Origin of the sequence: Curtobacterium sp. MCBA15_008 (genome assembly GCF_001865065.1) — a bacterium.
GTDB lineage: Bacteria > Actinomycetota > Actinomycetes > Actinomycetales > Microbacteriaceae > Curtobacterium.
This window is the reverse complement of sequence record NZ_MJGN01000009.1, coordinates 1-18,043: the sequence shown is the minus strand read 5'-3', so window position 1 is coordinate 18,043 and position 18,043 is coordinate 1. Positions and strand designations below refer to the sequence as shown.

General features: G+C 70.1%; 16 protein-coding genes. 7 read left to right on the top strand and 9 right to left on the bottom strand.

Annotation, left to right across the window (positions count from 1 at the left end):
* The 3 genes from BIU96_RS04240 to BIU96_RS04230 are packed head-to-tail and all read right to left on the bottom strand — an operon-like array spanning position 1 to position 3,076.
* Positions 1–876 carry an ABC transporter ATP-binding protein gene (locus tag BIU96_RS04240; RefSeq protein WP_071291372.1) on the bottom strand — a complete coding sequence of 292 codons (876 nt, stop codon included), beginning with the start codon at positions 874–876 and terminating at the stop codon, positions 1–3.
* Positions 873–2,000: an iron chelate uptake ABC transporter family permease subunit gene (locus BIU96_RS04235; protein ID WP_254785954.1), complete on the bottom strand. Its 1,128-nt coding sequence runs from the start codon at positions 1,998–2,000 to the stop codon at positions 873–875. The genes BIU96_RS04240 and BIU96_RS04235 overlap by 4 nt, the downstream gene beginning before the upstream one ends.
* A complete protein-coding gene (locus BIU96_RS04230) occupies positions 1,997–3,076 on the bottom strand; it encodes an iron ABC transporter permease (RefSeq protein WP_254785952.1) in 1,080 nt (359 codons plus the stop codon). The genes BIU96_RS04235 and BIU96_RS04230 overlap by 4 nt, the downstream gene beginning before the upstream one ends.
* 28 nt (positions 3,077–3,104) lie before the next feature.
* Between BIU96_RS04230 and BIU96_RS04225 the strand changes: the two genes are divergently transcribed.
* A complete protein-coding gene (locus tag BIU96_RS04225; RefSeq protein WP_071291371.1) occupies positions 3,105–3,935 on the top strand; it encodes a siderophore-interacting protein in 831 nt (276 codons plus the stop codon).
* Positions 3,936–4,088: 153 nt separating this feature from the next.
* Here BIU96_RS04225 and BIU96_RS04220 read toward each other — a convergent pair whose 3' ends face one another.
* The 3 genes from BIU96_RS04220 to BIU96_RS04210 form a co-directional block, all read right to left on the bottom strand.
* Positions 4,089–5,003 carry a carbohydrate ABC transporter permease gene (locus BIU96_RS04220; protein ID WP_071291370.1) on the bottom strand — a complete coding sequence of 305 codons (915 nt, stop codon included), beginning with the start codon at positions 5,001–5,003 and terminating at the stop codon, positions 4,089–4,091.
* 1 nt (position 5,004) lies between these two features.
* Complete coding sequence (locus tag BIU96_RS04215) at positions 5,005–5,970, bottom strand: carbohydrate ABC transporter permease (protein ID WP_071291369.1); 966 nt, start codon at positions 5,968–5,970, stop codon at positions 5,005–5,007.
* A 69-nt stretch (positions 5,971–6,039) separates the two neighbouring features.
* Positions 6,040–7,407, bottom strand: a complete 1,368-nt coding sequence (locus BIU96_RS04210) for an extracellular solute-binding protein (RefSeq protein WP_071291368.1) — start codon at positions 7,405–7,407, stop codon at positions 6,040–6,042.
* Positions 7,408–7,643: 236 nt separating this feature from the next.
* Here BIU96_RS04210 and BIU96_RS04205 point away from each other — a divergent pair, with 236 nt between their 5' ends.
* Positions 7,644–9,146, top strand: a complete 1,503-nt coding sequence (locus BIU96_RS04205) for an alpha-N-arabinofuranosidase (protein ID WP_071291367.1) — start codon at positions 7,644–7,646, stop codon at positions 9,144–9,146.
* A 417-nt stretch (positions 9,147–9,563) separates the two neighbouring features.
* Here the strand turns inward: BIU96_RS04205 and BIU96_RS04200 are convergent, their stop codons facing one another.
* The gene (locus BIU96_RS04200; protein ID WP_071291366.1) at positions 9,564–9,857 is read right to left on the bottom strand and encodes a hypothetical protein; all 294 of its coding nucleotides are present in this window, start codon (positions 9,855–9,857) and stop codon (positions 9,564–9,566) included.
* Between the two features lie 133 nt (positions 9,858–9,990).
* The gene (locus tag BIU96_RS04195) at positions 9,991–11,022 is read right to left on the bottom strand and encodes a LacI family DNA-binding transcriptional regulator (protein ID WP_368072965.1); all 1,032 of its coding nucleotides are present in this window, start codon (positions 11,020–11,022) and stop codon (positions 9,991–9,993) included.
* A 144-nt stretch (positions 11,023–11,166) separates the two neighbouring features.
* Between BIU96_RS04195 and BIU96_RS04190 the strand changes: the two genes are divergently transcribed.
* From BIU96_RS04190 to BIU96_RS04175, 4 genes are all read left to right on the top strand, one after another.
* On the top strand, positions 11,167–12,102 hold the full coding sequence (locus tag BIU96_RS04190) for a carbohydrate ABC transporter permease (protein WP_071291365.1): 936 nt from the start codon (positions 11,167–11,169) through the stop codon (positions 12,100–12,102).
* A gap of 179 nt (positions 12,103–12,281) precedes the next feature.
* Positions 12,282–13,091, top strand: coding sequence for a carbohydrate ABC transporter permease (locus BIU96_RS04185; protein WP_071291385.1), 810 nt, complete (start codon positions 12,282–12,284; stop codon positions 13,089–13,091).
* A gap of 106 nt (positions 13,092–13,197) precedes the next feature.
* Positions 13,198–14,532 (top strand): sugar ABC transporter substrate-binding protein, encoded by a 1,335-nt coding sequence (locus BIU96_RS04180; protein ID WP_139199780.1) that lies wholly within the window; start codon positions 13,198–13,200, stop codon positions 14,530–14,532.
* Positions 14,533–14,620: 88 nt separating this feature from the next.
* Complete coding sequence (locus BIU96_RS04175; RefSeq protein ID WP_071291363.1) at positions 14,621–16,447, top strand: beta-galactosidase family protein; 1,827 nt, start codon at positions 14,621–14,623, stop codon at positions 16,445–16,447.
* A gap of 128 nt (positions 16,448–16,575) precedes the next feature.
* On the opposite strand, the gene BIU96_RS04170 is transcribed toward BIU96_RS04175, so the two are convergent.
* Positions 16,576–16,905, bottom strand: coding sequence for a biopolymer transporter Tol (locus tag BIU96_RS04170; RefSeq protein ID WP_071291362.1), 330 nt, complete (start codon positions 16,903–16,905; stop codon positions 16,576–16,578).
* Between the two features lie 44 nt (positions 16,906–16,949).
* Between BIU96_RS04170 and BIU96_RS04165 the strand changes: the two genes are divergently transcribed.
* Positions 16,950–18,023, top strand: a complete 1,074-nt coding sequence (locus tag BIU96_RS04165) for a spore photoproduct lyase family protein (protein ID WP_071291361.1) — start codon at positions 16,950–16,952, stop codon at positions 18,021–18,023.
* Positions 18,024–18,043: the final 20 nt, after the last annotated feature.

Genomic DNA, 18,043 nt, shown 5'->3' with positions numbered 1-18,043 from the left:
CTAACCTAAGTTTGCGGTGGTCGCCAGTGCTCGTTCGGTTTCTCCGGCCCGCGCGGCGTCGTGCTCGTCGGCTTCGGGGATGATCATCGGTGCACCCGTGACCGGGTCGGCGAGGACGCGGGCGTGCAGACCGAACGCCCGCTCGAGCAGTGCCGGCGTGAGCACCTCGGCCGGGGTGCCGTCGGCAGCGACCCCGCCGTCGTGCAGGACGACGAGCCGGTCCGAGTACCGCGCCGCGAGGGACAGGTCGTGCAGGACCATCACCACGGTCGACCCCTGCTCGCGGTTGAGGCGCCGGACGAGCCGGAGGACCTCGAGCTGGTGCGCCAGGTCGAGGTACGTGGTCGGCTCGTCGAGCAGGAGCGTCTCCGCCTGCTGCGCCACGACCAGGGCGATCCAGGCGCGCTGTCGCTGACCGCCGGACAGGCTCGCGACGTCGCGGTGCGCCACCTCGGTCAGGCCGGTCGCGGCGATGGCCTGCTCGGCGACGTCGGCGTCGTCCGCCGTCCACGGCTTGGCCCAGGACTGGTGCGGGTTCCGGCCGCGCATCACCAGGTCGAGCACGCTCGTGCCGGCCGGTGCGACGGGGGACTGCGGCAGGATCGCGAGCTTCCGCGCGACGGCCCGGTTGTGCTCCTTGCGGATCGGGACGCCGTCGAGGTGGACCTCGCCGGCCTGGGGCTTCAGGACCCGGCCGAAGGCCTTCAGCAGCGTCGACTTCCCACAGCCGTTCGCGCCGAGGAACGTCGTCACCGTGCCGCGCTCGATGCGCAGGTCGAGGTCGACCAGGACCGGGTGCTTGTCGTAGCCGACGGACAGGCCGCGGGCCTCGAGCACGGGCACACCGCCGTCCGGTCCTGCTGCGTTCGTGGTCATCGGGACATCTCCTTGCGGTGACGGATGAGGAGCCAGATCAGGTACGGGGCGCCGATCACGGTGGTGATGATGCCGACCGGCACCTGCCACGGGAACGCCGACCGGGCGAGGAGGTCCGCGGCGAGCACGAGCACCGCACCGAGCGCCCCGGCGAGGAGCAGCGGCGGCCGGTTCGTCCCCGCGAGCCGGAGTCCGATCTGCGGGACCACGAACGCCACGAACCCGACCGGGCCGGCGGCGGCGACCGCGGCGGCGGTCAGGACGACCGCGAGCGCGATGACGATCAGCCGGTGCCGCTGCACGGCCAGACCGACGCCCGTCGCGACCTCGTCGCCGAGCTGGCCGATGCCGAGGGCCGCACTGGTCGCGAGGGCGAGCGGCACCGCGACGACGGCGACGGCGACGAGCGGCCAGACGCTCGACCACGACGTGCTCGACAGGCTGCCCACGAGCCACTGCGACGCGGCGGCCGCCACGGTGATCTTCGCGCGGACGAGCAGGTAGCTGGTGACGGCGTCGAGCGTGGCGCTCACCCCGATCCCGACGAGGACGAGGCGGTAGCTCTGCACCCCGCCGCGCCACCCGAGCCCGTACACGGCGACGGCGGCGACGAGCGCGCCGATCGTCGCGGCGACCGGGATGCCGCCGCCGAGCACGATCGACGACACCGAGTAGGTCCCGCCACCGAACACGATCGCGGCCACGGCTCCGACGCTCGCGCCGGCGGTCACGCCGATGATGTCCGGGGTACCGAGCGGGTTCCGCGTGAAGGTCTGGGTGAGCGCGCCCGCGACCCCGAGCGTCAGGCCGACGAGCGCACCGGTGAGCACCCGGGGGAGTCGGAGGGTCTCGACGATGAAGGCGTCCGGACCCGACTCGAGGCCGAGCAGGGAGCGGACGACGGTGCCGGGCGCGATCCAGGTCGACCCGACGGCGACACCGAGGACGACCAGCACGACCACGGCGCCGAGCGAGCCGACCGTGTACCAGAACACCCGCGGGCGCCAGGCGAGTCCGACCGGACCGACGACGATGCCGCGGCGGCCGGCGGCGGGCCTGGTCGCGGCCGTGGTGTCCGTGGTCTGCGCGCGGCTGCCCGGACGCGTCGTGTCCGCCGCGCTCACAGGGACACCAGGGACCGGCGTCGGGCGACGGCGACGAACACCGGACCGCCGATGACCGCGAGGACGATGCCGACCTCGACCTCGGAGAACCCGCCGATCAGACGACCGACCACGTCCGCGAGCAGCACCAGCGCGGCGCCGACGATCCCGGACACCGGCAGCGTCCAGCGGTGCCCGGTCCCGACGAGGGCACGGGCGACGTGCGGCACGGTCAGGCCGACGAAGCCGATCGGGCCAGCGGCCGCGGTGGCACCGGCGGCGAGCAGCGTGATCGCACCGAGTCCGACCAGCCGGGCGACGAGGACGTTCTCGCCGAGCCCCTTCGCCAGTTCGGTGCCGAGGCCCAGGGCGTCGAGCGCCCGGACGTTGATGACGGCGAGGACGAGCCCGGCGACGAGGAACGGCCACACCGCGCCGAGCACGTCGAGCTGCCGCGCGGCGAGCGACCCGACGACCCAGAGCCGGTACGCGTCGAGCGAGGCCTGGTCGGTGAGCACCACGAACGAGGTCAGCGCGCCGAGGAGTGCCGAGACCGCCGCCCCGGCCAAGGCCAGCGGCACCGGGCTGGCCGTGCCGCTGCCCGCGATCGTCACCGAGAACACGACGACGCTCGCGACGAGCGCCCCGACGAGCGCGAACCAGACCGTGGCGCCGGTGCTCGTCACACCGAAGACGTAGACGCCGACCACGACGGCCAGTCCGGCGCCCGACGAGACGCCGAACAGGCCGGGGTCGGCGAGCGGGTTGCGGGTGTGCCCCTGCATGAGGAGCCCGGCGATGCCGAGGGCCGCGCCGACCGCGGCGCCGATGAGCGTGCGCGGGACCCGGGAGCCCCAGACGATCGCCTCGTCCGTGCTGCTCCCCGTCCGCAGGAGGCCGGCGACCACCTGGTCGACTCCGATCCGGTTGCTGCCGAGGAGCATGCTCGCGACCGCGACCAGGACGAGCGCCACGACGAGCCCGACGATCACGAGGACCCGGCGACGGACCGCGGCGCGGTGGACGCCGAGCGCGGCGATCGGGTCGGTCTCGCGGGTGTCCGGGACGGACGCCAGAGCGGGAGAGGGGGCTGGCACGGAGAACATCTTAGGTTAGCCTTGCCTCATGGCGAAGACCCCGCGGCTCCTGCCCGAGAACCCCCGGCTCTTCCGCGCACGTGTCCTCCGGAGCGCGCGCGTCACCCCCTCGATGCAGCGCGTCACGGTCACCGGCGACGACCTGCACGAGTTCCCGTACCTCGGGTTCGACCACTGGTTCCGCCTGTTCGTCCAGCGCCCCGACCAGGACGCCTTCCGGATGCCGGACCTCGACGGCAAGAAGTGGTGGCCGACGTTCCTCGCGATCCCCGAGGACGTCCGCCCGCACTGCGCGAACTACACCGTCGCCGAGTACCGCCTGCTCCCCGACGGCTCCGCCGAGCTCGACATCGACTTCGTCGTGCACACCGACGCCGACGGCGAGCCCGAGGGCCGCGCCGCGATCTGGGCCTGTGCCGCCCGTGCCGGTGACGAGCTCGCCGTGCTCGACCAGGGCTGCATCTTCGACGTGCCGGACGGCACCACCGAGGTGATCGTCGCTGCCGAGGAGACCGGGCTGCCGGGCGTCGTCGGCATCGCCGCCTCGTTGCCGCGGGGCGCCGTCGGCCGCATCATCCAAGAGGTCCCGACCGCCGCGGACATCCGCGACCTCGACGCCCCCACGGGAGTGCAGGTGACGTGGATCGTCCGGCAGCCGGGCACGGTCCCCGGCAGCGGTGCGCTCGCCGAGCTGCAGCGGTACGTCCCCGCCGACGACCGGTGCTACGCCTTCGTCGTGGGGGAGTCGACGCTCGCCACCGAGGGGCGCCGACACCTGCACCGTGCGGGCCTGCCGAAGTCGCGCATCACGTTCTCGGGCTTCTGGAAGCACGAGGTGCGTCGGCGCGTGCTCGCCTGACCCTCGTCGAGGGAACAGGAATCGTCGACTCCCGGGGTGGGACCCGACGATTCCTGCTCCCTCGACGCGACCTCGCGTCCTCGAAACGACAGGGAGACGGACTGGAGGCGCGGTGCCAGCTGGCACCGCGCCTCCAGTCCGTCGTGGGTGGCGTCAGCCCTTCAGACCGGACCCGGTCACACCCTCGACGATCTGCCGCTGGAAGATCAGGTACAGGATGATCAGCGGCAGCGCCGCCAGGATCGCCCCGGCCTGGATGTCCGCGTAGCGCTGGCCGAAGCTGCCCTGGACCGTGGCGAGCCCGACCGGGATCGTCATGAGGTCCGGGTTCGACAGCACGAACAGCGGCAGCAGCAGGTTGTTCCAGACACCGACGAACGTCAGGATCGTCACCGCTGCGATCACCGGACGCGACAGCGGCAGGATGACCGACCAGTAGACCTTCCAGATGCCCGCACCGTCGATGCGCGCCGCCTCTTCCAGCTCCTTCGGGATGCCGTCGAAGAACTGCTTGAAGATGAACACCGCGATCACGGCCGGCACCTGCGGGAAGATCACCGACCAGTAGGTGTTGAGCAGGCCGACGGCGTTGAGCTCCTGGAAGATCGGGATGATCAGCACCTGCGTCGGGATCATGATCCCGAGGATGATGAGCAGGAACGCGACGTTCCGGCCGCGGAACACGAGCCGGGACAGCGCGAACGCGGCCATCGACGCGAACAGCACGGTGAGGACCGCGGTGATCACGCTGGTGATGGCGCTGGCGAGGTACCAGTTCCAGATGTCGCCGGCCCCGAACAGTGCTGCGTACGAGTGCAGCGTCGGGTTCCAGTTCGACAGGATCGAGTTCGCGCCCAGGGCGGCGACACCGTTGTCCGACAGCGAGGTCTTCAGCGCGAAGACGCTCGGGATGAGCCAGATGATCGCGAAGACCGTGAGGATGATCGCGGCGACGGTGTTGAAGCCCCGGCCCGAGACGCCGATCTTCGCGGCGTTCGCGGGTGCGGCGGCCGAGACGCCGTTGCGGAGCTTGGCACGGGGCGTCGTGATGCTCTCGGTGGTGGTCATGTCAGGCCCCGATCTCACGCTTGGCGGCAGCGCGCTCGACGAGCTGCCGGATGACCGCGATCGCGACGATCACGATGAACAGGAGCACCGACGCGGCCGATGCGGCTCCGAGTCGGTTGTCGGTGAACCCGACGCCGGTGATGAGCTGCAGCGAGACCTGGGTCGAGATGCCCGGCCCGCCGTTCGTCATCAGGTACACCTGGTCGAAGATCTTCAGGCTCGCGATCACCTGCAGCAGGATGACCAGTGTCGTCGTGCGGCCGAGGAGCGGCAGGGTGATCGACTTGATCTGCTGCCAGCTCGAGGCGCCGTCGACGGCGGCGGCCTCGTAGAGCTCGCGGGGGATCTCCTGCAGACCGGCCAGGTACAGCACGAAGTTGAACCCGAGCGTCCACCAGACGGTGGCGATCGCGACACCGATCATCGCGGTGTTCGGGCTCGCCAGCATGCCGGCCCCGGGGGTCAGGCCGATCAGCGACTGCATGCTCGCCCACAGGCCGGTGGACGGCGTGAAGATGAACACCCAGATCAGCGAGATCGTCGCCGACGGCAGGATGAACGGCAGGAAGAACGCCAGGCGGAAGAACCACTGGCCGCGGTTCATCCGGTTCGTCAGCACGGCGAAGACGAACGCCAGGATGACGAGCGGCGGCGTCGTGTACAGCGTGAACTGCAGCGTGTGCCAGAGCGACGACCAGAAGTCGGCGCGTCCGAGCATCTCTGAGTAGTTCGCGAACCCGGCGAAGCTGCCGAGCCCGGTGCGGACGGTCGAGGTGTTGAAGAAGCTCGAGACGATCATCCAGACCGTCGGGCCGAGCAGGAAGGCCAGGTAGAACAGGCCGAAGGGGGCGAGGAACAGCCAGCCGCTGCGGCCCTGGCCGCGGGTGAGGCTGGTGCGGTAGGTGCGGGCCCGCCGGGGCGGCGCGGCCGCGTCCGTGGGGCGGTCGAGGACAGGTGCTGTGGTCACGTCATCGTGCCTTTCGCGCGGTGTTCACGTCGGTGTGCCGGGCGTCCTGGTGCCGGCTCTGGTGCCTGGTCACAGCGGGCTCGGGGTGTTGAGGTAGGTCGCGAGCTGGTCCTTGATCGCGCTGAGTGCCTGCGCGGGCGAACTGCTGCCCTGCTGCACGAGGGCGAGCTGCGCGCCGACGGTGTTCTCGAACGTGGAGCCGGACCCGCCGTACCAGGCCGGGTCGTCGAACACCGCGGTCTCGGCGGCCGAGGCGTAGTTCGACTGCGGCGTCAGCTTCTTGTAGGCCGTGCTGTCGAACGTCGGCATGTACGCCGGCACGTGTCCGCCCTGCGCCCACGTCAGGCTCTGCTCGAGCATCTGCTTGATGAAGAGCATGTGCGCCTTGCGCTGCTCGGGCGTCCGGTCCTTCCGCGGCAGGATGAACGTGTGCGAGTCGGCCTGGGTCGCCGGCTTGTCGAAGAGCTGGGGGATCGGCGCCATGCCGAACTTCAGGCCCTTGATCGACTGCGCCGTGCTGATCTCCCACTCGCCCTGCATGAAGAAGCCGGCCTTGCCGGTGAACATCAGCGTCTGCGCGGTGGCGTAGTCGAGGCCCTTGTTCAGCCAGCCGTTCTTGACCCACTTCTGGGTCATGTCGGTGACCTTCGTGTAGGCGTCCTCGTTGACGGTGAGCTTCGATCCGCCGTCGCTGATGAACGGGGTCGAGCCCTCGATCTGGTTGTACATCGTCCAGAAGAAGCGCCACGGGGTCGCGATCTCGCTGACGTTCGCGACGTTGAGGGCCGTGCCCCCGGTGACCTTCGCGACTGCGGCGAGTGCCTTCTCGAAGGCGTCGATGCCGGTCAGGTCCTTGAGCTTGCCGTCCGAGTCGATCAGTCCGGCCTTCTGGCAGACGTCGACGTTGTAGAAGAGCACGAACGGGTGGGTGTCGAGCGGCACGCAGATGTTGTTGCCGTCGGTCTTCTGCGCCGCCCAGGCCTTCTGGTTGAAGTCGCTGGCGCTGAGGCCGACGCTCGCCAGGTCGTCGCTGGTGATCGGGTCGAGCAGGTCGCCGTCCCAGAGCGGCTTCGCCCGGGTCAGGTGCGCGATCGCGACGTCCGGCGGCTTGTTCCCGACGGTGGCGAGTGTCACCTTCGAGTAGTACGGGTTGCCCCACGCGAAGGTCGTCGCCTGCAGCGAGGACGATCCGCCGTGCTGCTTGGCGTAGCCGGCTTCCATGTCCTGCATGCGCAGTCCGTCGCCGCCGCCGAAGAGGTTCCAGAAGACGAGCGTCTCGGGGTTGAGCGGAGCGCCGGCGACGCCGGCGGCGAGGGGACTCGAGCAGGCGGCGAGCGGCAGCACCGTGGCAGCGGCTGCTCCTGCGGCGAGGAGGCTCCGCCGTGTGAAGGCGCCGCCTCGGGATTGCGGGGTGGGTACAGCGATTCGGTTCGGCATGGCATCACTCCATCGGGACGGGCCGAGTCGGAGCAGGGTCGGTGCTCCGTGAGCGCTCACATTAGCGTGCGCCCCGACGAGCCGCCACTGTTTTCGCAGACGTCGCACCCGATCTGTGACCTTCGCGCACGGCCCCTTTCGTGTCGCGCGGAAAGCCGCTAGCGTTTCGGGGACGTGAGCGCTCACTTTGACGAGGGGCCGCTCGCTCCGCTGCACCGCACGATCGAAGGAGATCCATGCCCCGCACACACCTCGTCCTCGACGCCGCCTTCACCGTGGGGCCGGTGCGACGTCGCCTCTTCGGTGGGTTCGTCGAGCACCTCGGACGCCACGTCTACGACGGCATCCACGAGCCCGCGCACGAGACCGCCGACGAGCACGGCTTCCGTCGTGACGTGATCGACCTCGTCAAGGAGCTCAACGTCTCGGCCATCCGCTACCCCGGCGGCAACTTCGTCTCCGGCTACAAGTGGGAGGACGGCGTCGGCCCCGTCGAACAGCGCCCCCGCCGCCTCGACCTCGCCTGGCACTCCACCGAGACCAACGAGGTCGGCCTGCACGAGTTCCAGCACTGGCTCGACCAGGTCGGTTCCGAGCTCATGCTCGCCGTGAACCTCGGCACCCGCGGCACGCAGGAGGCCATCGAGCTCCTCGAGTACGCGAACATCGACGCCGGCACCGCGCTGTCCGAGTACCGCCGCTCGAACGGCCGCCAGGAGCCCTTCGCCATCAAGATGTGGTGCCTCGGCAACGAGATGGACGGCCCGTGGCAGCTCGGCCACAAGAACGCCGAGGACTACGGCAAGCTCGCGGCGATGACGGCGAAGGCCATGCGCCAGATCCAGCCCGACCTCGAGCTCGTCGCCTGCGGTTCCTCCGGAGCGTCGATGCCGACGTTCGGCGAGTGGGAGCGCACCGTCCTCGAGCACACCTACGACGACGTCGACTACATCTCCGCGCACGCCTACTACGAGGAGGGCGACGACCTGTCGTCGTTCCTCGCGTCCGGCGTCAACATGGACCACTTCATCAAGACCGTCACGACGGCCGCCGACCACGTGCAGGCGCAGAAGAAGTCCGACAAGCGCATCGACATCTCGTTCGACGAGTGGAACGTCTGGTCGATCAGCAAATGGAACGAGCAGCAGAAGACGTTCGGGCCGCAGGACTGGCCGGTCGCCCCGCGTCTGCTCGAGGACGTCTACACCGTCGCCGACGCCGTCGTCGTCGGTGGTCTGCTCATCTCGCTCCTCCGCCACGCGGACCGCGTCGCCTCGGCGTCCATCGCGCAGCTCGTCAACGTGATCGGCCCGATCATGACCGAGCCCGGCGGTCCGGCCTGGCGCCAGACCACGTTCTTCCCGTTCTCGCTCACCTCGCGGCTCGCCAACGGCACGTCGCTGCAGGTGAAGGCCTCGGGTGACACGGTCGACGGCGGCAAGTACGGCGAGGTCCCGGTGGTCGACTCGGCCGCCACGGTCTCCGACGACGGCGCCGCGGTGTTCCTGGTCAACCGGCACCCGTCCGAGAGCACCACGGTCACGATCGACCTCGCCGGCCTGTCGGCTGACGGGGACGTCCGCGCCGAGGGCGTCTGGGACGACGACCTGCACGCGGTGAACGACCTGTCGAACACGGAGCGCGTCGGCCTCCGCACGAACGACACCGTCCGTCGCGAGGGCGACACCATCACGATCGAGCTGCCGCCGGTCTCCTGGACCGCCGTGTCGATCGGCTGAAGCGCCTCGGCGCACGCTGCGGCGGGCGTCGAGTGAGCACAGAGGGCGTCGGGTCCGCGCAGCGGTCCCGGCGCCCTCTGCTGTCCGCGGGCGGCGCCGTCCGTCCTTCCACCCCCCGGATCGCGAAAGCGACAGATCGCGCGCGGGCGGGGCGCTCAGGCCGCGAAAGCGACAGATCGCTTCCAACGTTCCGCGGGCATCTGTCGCTTTGACGGGCGGCGGCGGCCTGGAGGCGCGGGGCGGGCTGGCGTCGCGCCTCCAGGCCGTCGCGTGCCGGCTGGGTGCGCGAAAGCGACAGATCGCGCGTGGGGCGGGCGCTTGCGTCGCGAAAGCGACAGAAGGCCGTCGATGTTTCGTAGCGATCTGTCGCTTTCGCGGAAGCGACAGATCGGCACCCGGCTGCCAGCCGACGGTCCGTCAGGCGGTCGGCGGCGGCGTGCTCCGGACGGCGCGTGAGCGCCAGGTGATCTCCTCGACGAAGGCGGCGGTGTCCGGGCCGAGCGGATCGTCGGGGGCGTCCTCCACGAGGATGCCGAGGGCGGGGGCGAGCAGGAACGAGGTGGTCGTCGTGCTGCCGAACGCGTCGACGGTCGGGACGGCCACGGTGTCCGCGAGTCCGGCGTGCGCGAGTGCGGCGGCGTAGTCGAGGACTGCTTCGGCGGCTTCGTCGGTGGTCAGGACAGCGGTGAGGCCGTAGACGATGTTCTTCATGATCCGTCAGCCGTGGTGGAGGAGTGAGAGCGTCCCGCGAGGGTCGTACTCCGGAGACACGGAGGCGTCGCATACCCGAGGCCGGACAGCGAACCGGCACATCCGCCACGGTACGCCTGTCCGACTGGATGCGTCAGTGTGCGGGCGGGGCCGCGGTGCTCGACCGGACGACCAGGCGCACGGGAACGAGGTCGGCGGTAGCCCGCACGGGCTGCCCCTCGATCTGTGCGAGGAGGTTCGTGACGGCGCGACGCCCGACCTCGTCGAAGGACTGGTGCACGGTGGTGAGCGGCGGCCAGAACGAGTCGGACTCGGGGGAGTCGTCGAAGCCCACGACGCTCAGGGTCTCCGGGACGGCGCGGCCGAGCTCGTGTGCGGCCCGGAGGACACCGAGCGCGGTCTGGTCGTTGGCGGCGAACACGGCGGTGATGTCCGGTCGCCCGGCGATCTCGCGGCCCGCGTGGTACCCGGACTCCGAGCTCCACCCACCGTGGAACACCGGCGGGACGGTGCGCCCGGCGGCTTCGAGCGTGGCCTGCCAGGCGGCGAGCCGACGTGCGGCGGAGTAGGACGACGTCGGGCCGGCGACGTGCCAGACCGTGTCGTGCCCGAGGTCGAGCAGGTGCTGCGTGGCCTGCCGTGCGCCGTCGGCCTGGTCGGTGTCGATCGCGGGGTGGTCGGTGCTGCCGGTGGAGTCGACGATGACCATCGGGACGCCGTCGGGCAGGACGACCTCGGCGGTGTCGATGATGTGCGACTCGATGATGATCACCACGCCGTCGACCGCCTGTTCGTGCAGGCGGGAGAACGCCGAGCGGACGCCCTCTTCGGTGCGCGAGGCCATCGGCAGCAGCGTGATCGTGAAGTCGGCGGCCCCGGCGGCGTCGGCGATCGCCTCGAGCGTGCGCATGTTGCCGAACGAGGCGAGCGTGAACATGATCACGCCGATGGTCCGGAAGCGCCCGGACCGCAGCGCGCGGGCGGCGCGGTTGGGGCGGTAGCCGAGGTCGTCCATGACGCGCTGCACGCGGTCGCGGGTGTCCGGCGAGACGTTGTCGAAGCCGCGGGCCACCCGCGACACGGTCTGCATCGAGACCCCTGCGGCTTCGGCGACGGCGGCCATCGAGGGGGAGCGGCGTGCGGCGGCGGACAGCTCGGTCGTCACGATCGCCCCTTCCGTCCGGTGCCGGACAGGAACTCCGGCGTCCCCCGAACGCTAGCGCATGTTGACGTTGCCATGCTATCGTCGCGGCGTTCGATGTTGACGTCAACATCGCACGGTCGTACTGCAGCAGGACAAGGGAGTTCCATGAGCACGCTCGAAGCGCGCCCGGCCGGTGCCACGACACCGACCGCGTCACCGCGCCGCCGCGCCAAGCCGCGCGGCCGCTTCACCGGCTGGCTCTTCGTCGGCCCGTTCGTCGTCGTCCTCGTGGCGATGCTCATCGTCCCGATCGGGTACGCCCTCTGGCTGAGCCTGTTCCGCGACCAGCTCATCGGTGGCAACCAGTTCGTCTGGTTCGCCAACTACGTCCAGCTCTTCCAGGACGCCAAGTTCTGGTCGGGTCTCGGCCGGGTCGCGCTGTTCCTCGTCGTGCAGGTGCCGATCATGCTCGGGCTCGCGCTGGTCGCCGCCCTCGCGCTCGACAGCGCGCGGCTCTGGGGCACGTCGTTCTTCCGCATCGCCGTGTTCCTGCCGTACGCGGTCCCCGGTGTCGTCGCCGCGCTCATCTGGGGCTTCATCTACGGCAACCAGTTCGGCCTGACGGGCACCGCGAACACCGCGCTCGGCATCGACCTGCTGCAGCCGTTCAGCCCCGACTGGGTCCTCACGTCGATCGGCAACGTGGTCACGTGGGAGTTCCTCGGCTACAACATGCTGATCTTCTACGCCGCCCTCCGCGTCGTCCCCGGTGACCTGTACGAGGCCGCCGAGCTCGACGGCGCCGGCCCCCTCCGCACGGTGTTCTCCATCAAGCTCCCGGCCCTCCGCGGTCCGATGGTGATCGCCACGATCTTCTCGATCATCGGCAGCTTCCAGCTCTTCAACGAGCCGAACCTGCTGAAGACCCTCGCCCCGAACGTCATCGGCAGCGCCTTCACCCCGAACATGTACGCCTACTCGCTGTCGTTCAGCGGCCAGCAGTTCAACTACTCCGCGACCGTCGCCATCGTCATGGGTGTCATCACCGCCGTGATCGCCTACGTCGTCCAGGTCCGCGGAACCCGCCAGGAGAACCGATGAGCACCCTGCAGCACCCCGGCAACCCGGCGGCCACGCCGGCCACGGTCACCGAGGCGACCACGACGCAACGCGACCCGCACGACCGGGTGAGCCGCGCCTCCCGGCCGACACGGACCCTACGCCTGCGCAACGGAATCGACGGTCGCAAGCCCAAGCGCTCCGGTCTCCTGACCGCCGTGATGGTCGTCTTCGTCGTCTACTCGTTCGCGCCGCTGTTCTACCTGCTGGTCAACAGCACGAAGACGCAGTCGTCGCTGCTGTCGACGTTCGGCCTCTGGTTCGGCGGCAAGTTCAACCTCTGGCAGAACATCGTCGACACGCTGACCTACAACGACGGCATCTTCGTCCAGTGGCTCGGCAACACGCTCCTCTACGTCGTGGTCGGGGCCGGCGGTGCGACGCTGCTCGCCACCGTCGCCGGCTACGGCATGGCGAAGTTCCAGTTCGTCGGCCGCCGAGCGGTGTTCGCCGTCGTGCTCGGCGCGATCGCCGTCCCCGGCACCGCGCTGGCCGTCCCGACGTTCCTGCTGTTCTCGCAGTTCGGGCTGACGAACACCCCGTGGGCGATCATCCTGCCGTCGCTCATCAGCCCGTTCGGGATGTACCTGATCTGGACCTACGCGGTCGACGCGATCCCCGCCGAGCTCCTGGAGGCCGCCCGCATGGACGGTGCCGGTGAGTTCCGGATCTTCTTCACGATCGCGCTCCGCCTGCTCGCGCCCGGTGTCGTCACCGTCCTGCTGTTCGCGGTCGTCGCCACCTGGAACAACTACTTCCTGCCGCTCATCATGCTGAGCGACCCGAAGTGGTACCCGCTGACGGTCGGCCTGAACCAGTGGAACGCGCAGGCCACCGGGTCCGGCGCGCAGCCGATCTACAACCTCGTCGTCACCGGGTCGCTCCTCACGATCATCCCGATCGTGGTCGCGTTCCTCTTCCTCCAGCGCTTCTGGCAGTCCGGCCTCGCGGCCGGGTCCGTCAAGGCCTGATCCGTCGGCCTGGAGGCGCGGGGCGACCCCGCCACACGCCTCCCGGCCCGGCACGCAGCAGCTCCACCACACCCCCCCCCAACACGAAGAAGTGAAAGGCACCCGAATGCACAAGCGCATCCGGCGCGGGCTCAGCGCCCTCGCCATCGGCGTCACCGCCGCCATCGCCCTGGCGGCCTGCGCCTCCGGCGGCTCGTCCTCGAGCGGTTCCTCGGACGACATCGACAAGGCGCTCAAGGACGGTGGCACCCTGACCTACTGGTCCTGGACCCCCTCCGCCAAGGCCCAGGTCGCCGCGTTCGAGAAGCAGTACCCCAAGGTGAAGGTCAAGCTCGTCAACGCCGGCACCGGTGCCGACCAGTACACGAAGCTGCAGAACACGATCAAGGCCGGCTCAGGCGCCCCCGACGTCGCGCAGGTCGAGTACTACGCGCTCCCGCAGTTCGCCCTGTCCGACTCGCTCCTCGACCTGTCGTCGTACGGGTTCGGCGACCTGAAGGACGAGTTCGCCGCGAGCACCTGGAGTTCGGTGTCGATGGACGGCAAGGTCTACGGCCTGCCGCAGGACTCCGGCCCCATGGCGCTGTTCTACAACAAGAAGGTGTTCGACGAGCACGACATCGCCGTGCCGAAGACGTGGGACGAGTACGTCGCCGCGGCGAAGAAGCTGCACGCCGCCGACCCGAAGGCCTACATCACCGCCGACTCCGGCGACGCGGGCTTCACCACGAGCATGATCGCCCAGGCCGGCGGCACCCCCTTCACCACGAAGGGCGACAAGGTCACGATCAACCTGCAGGACGCCGGCACCAAGAAGTGGACGAGCACCTGGAACGAGCTCGTCGAGCAGGGCCTGCTGTCGAAGACCGTCGGCTGGAGCGACGACTGGTACAAGCAGCTCGGCAACGGCCAGATCGCCACGCTCATCACCGGCGCCTGGATGCCCGGCAACCTCGAGGCGAGCGTCGCCGACGCATCCGGTGACTGGCGCGTCGCCCCGATGCCGACGTACGACGGCAGCGCAGCGCAGACGGCCAACAACGGCGGCAGCGCCGAGGCCGTGCTGAAGCAGTCGAAGAACCCGGCCCTCGCCGCCGGCTTCCTCAAGTGGCTGAACTCCTCGAAGGAGTCGACCGGTGTCTTCATGAAGTCCGGCGGGTTCCCGTCGACGACGGCCGACCTCGACTCGTCCGCGTTCCTCGACGAGAAGCCGGAGTACTTCGGCGGCCAGCAGATCAACAAGGTGCTCGTCGACGCGTCGAAGTCCTCGGACAACGACTTCACCTACCTGCCGTACCAGGTGTACGCGAACAGCGTCTTCGCGGACACGGTCGGGCAGTCGTACGAGAACGGCACCTCGCTCGAGAGCGGTCTCGCGGCCTGGCAGAAGGCCCTCGCCAAGTACGGCAAGGACCAGGGCTTCACGGTCTCGACCAAGTAGCCAACCCACCCCTCGGCGGGGCCGTGCGGACACGTCCGCACGGCCCCGCTCCACGCCCGGCCGCGGCCGGCCATGAGAGAGTCACACCATGCGCTTCGCCATCGGCGACACCGACTTCCTGCTCGACGGCGAGCCGCACCGGATCCTGTCCGGCGCGATCCACTACTTCCGCGTCCACCCCGACCTGTGGGCGGACCGGATCCGCAAGGCGAAGCTGATGGGGCTCAACACCATCGAGACGTACGTCGCCTGGAACGCGCACGCACCGTCGCCCGGTGTCTTCGACCTGACCGGCGGGCTCGACCTCGGTCGGTTCCTCGACCTCGTCGCAGCGGAGGACATGCACGCCATCGTCCGCCCCGGCCCGTACATCTGCGCCGAGTGGACCAACGGCGGCCTGCCGTACTGGCTCTTCGCCGACGGCACGGTCGGCGTCCGGCGCGACGAGCCGGGGTTCCTCGCAGCAGTCTCCACGTACTTGGAGGCGTTGGCGCCGGTGCTGGTCCCGCGGCAGATCGACCAGGGCGGCCCGATCGTACTCGTGCAGGTCGAGAACGAGTACGGCGCGTACGGCTCCGACCCCGTGTACCTGCAGAAGCTCGAGGCGATGCACCGCGCGATCGGCCTGAAGGTCCCGTTCACGAGCGTCGACCAGCCGATGGGCACCATGCTCGAGGACGGCTCGCTGCCCTCCCTGCACAAGACCGGGTCATTCGGCTCCCGCTCGGCGTCGCGTCTGGAGCGACTCCGGCAGGCGCAGCCGACCGGACCCCTGATGTGCTCCGAGTTCTGGGACGGCTGGTTCGACAGCTGGGGCGAGCACCACCACACCACCCCGGCCGCCGCCTCGGCGTCCGACCTCGACGACCTGCTCGCCGCGGGCGGCTCCGTCAACATCTACATGTTCCACGGCGGCACGAACTTCGGCTTCACGAACGGCGCGAACGACAAGGGCGTCTACCGCCCGATCTCGACGTCGTACGACTACGACGCACCCCTCGACGAGGCCGGTCGGCCGACCGCGAAGTTCCACGCCTTCCGCGCGGTCATCGAGCGCTACGCGCCCGTCCCGCCGTTGCCGGCATCGATGCAGCCGGGTGGGTCGGGGCGCCTCGAATCGTATGACCATTCGAGCGACCGGGAGGCGCGGGTCGCCCCCGCCACGGACCTCGCCGTCCGTCTCGACCGCGTCGCGACGCTCCGGTCGCTGCTGCCCGCGCTCACCGACTGGTCGACGCACGACGCCCCGCCGACGTTCGACGCCCTCGGAGCCGCCTCCGGCTTCGTGCTCTACCGCGCAGAGGTCGACCTGCCCACCGGTGGCGTGCTCACCGTCGGGGAGGAGGTCCGCGACCGTGCGATCGTCACCGTGGACGGCACCGTCGTCGGTGTCCTCGAACGCGAACACCACGACCGCGCGATCGCGCTCCCGCCCGTCACCGGCACGCTCGAACTCCTCGTCGAGGACCAGGGCCGGGTCGACTACGGGCCCCGCATCGGCGAACCGAAGGGCCTGATCGGCGGTGTCGCCGTCGACGGGGTCCCGCTCGCCCGCTGGACCGCGTCACCGATCGCGCTCGACCCGCTCGCCCCCGCCGCCCTCGCGGTGCTGGCCGCGATCGAGCCGACCGACGGCGACGTGCTCGCCGGGCCGACGTTCGCCGCGGGGACGTTCGACCTCGACGCTGCCGACGACCGGTACCTGTCCCTCGACGGGTTCCGGAAGGGCGTCGCCTGGGTCAACGGGTTCTGCCTCGGCCGGTACTGGTCGCGTGGTCCGCAGTCGACGCTCGCGATCCCCGGGCCCGTCCTCCGCGAGGGCCGCAACGAGCTCGTCGTGCTCGAGCTGCACGCGGCGGCGTCCCGCGCGGCGTGCCTGCTGCTCGAGCCGGAGCTCGGCCACACCGAGGCCTGACGCGCGGCGCCGGGCTGGGCCCGGGCCGGGCCGGGTCCGGTTCCCGCGTGCTCGGTCGTTTCGGGCGTACTTGCTCGATTCGGGCGTACCTGGTCGGAAGTTTCGACCAGGTACGCCCGAATCCGCTTTCAACCGCGGGCGTTGTGGGAAGTTTCGGGCGGCATGGCGGCGGCGTCGAGGTCCGTCAGGGCCTGCCGGGCGTCGGCGATGCGCTCGGCCTCGGGGCGCTCCCACCACTCGGGTCCGCGCTCGCCGAGGCCGTGCTTCGCGAGGCTGTTCCGGTGCCGTGCTGCCGCCAGTGCCTCGTCGTCGCCGGACCGCTTCGCCTGCTTGACCGCGTTCCGCCCACGGCCGAGGTGCGAGCGGAGTGCAGCGGCCACGTCCTCGGGCAACGCCGGGTCCGTTCGTCGCCAGCGTCGGCCGTCGACGACGAAGAAGTGGTCGTCGGGCTCGCTCATGCACCGAGTCTGCACCGTCGGTGGTTCCGGGTAGACAGGGATCGATGAGCGAACACCGTCCACGCCCGATGCTCGACGTCCGCCGCATCTACGCCGAGCCGGCGGCGCTCGGGCTCGCGCGGGGGCAGGAGATCGTGGGGCGCTGGCCGGATGCCGAGATCGTGCCGGTGGAGTCGCACTGGAACATCCCCGAGGTGCACGGCGACGAACGCAACGTGCAGCGCTGGGTCCGGATCAAGACCGAGGCGCTCGTGCTCGGCGTGAAGAAGTCGCTCGTCACGCGGCCGAACGGCCGTTCCGCCGACTTCATCGCCCCCTCGACGGCGAACGGCTGCGCGATGGCGTGCGCGTACTGCTACGTCCCGCGACGGAAGGGCTACAGCAACCCCGTCACGGTCTTCGCGAACATCGACCAGATCACGAAGCACGTCGCGCGGAACATCGCGAAGCAGGGGCCGAAGACGGAACCGAACCAGTGCGACGCGGAGTCCTGGGTCTACGACATCGGTGAGAACAGCGACTGCTCGGTGGACGCGATGCTCAGCGACAACGTGCGGGACCTCTGCGACCTCTTCCGGATGAGCCCGACGGCGAAGGCCTCCTTCGCCACGAAGTACGTCAACCGCGACCTGCTCGACTGGGACCCGATGGGGCGCACCCGCATCCGCTTCTCCCTGATGCCGCACGAGACGGCGAAGGTCACCGACATCCGGACCTCACCGATCGCAGAGCGGATCGCCGCCGTCAACGACTTCGTCGATGCCGGGTACGAGGTGCACCTCAACTTCTCGCCCGTGATCCTCACACCGTCGTGGGAGTCCGACTGGGCCGAGCTCCTCGGACAGGTCGACGCGGTGCTCTCGCCGGCCGCGAAGGCGCAGCTCGCGGCCGAGGTGATCTTCCTCACGCACAACCAACCCCTGCACGAGGTCAACCTCGGCTGGCACCCGAAGGCCGAGGACCTCCTCTGGCGCCCGGACCTGCAGGAGCAGAAGGTGTCGCAGAACGGTGCCGTGAACGTGCGCTACCGGTCCGGCATGAAGGGGCAGCTCGTCGAGCGCTTCCGCGAGCTCGTCGCCGAGCACCTGCCGTCGTGCCGGATCCGCTACGCCTTCTGAACACCGCAACGGCCCGACGT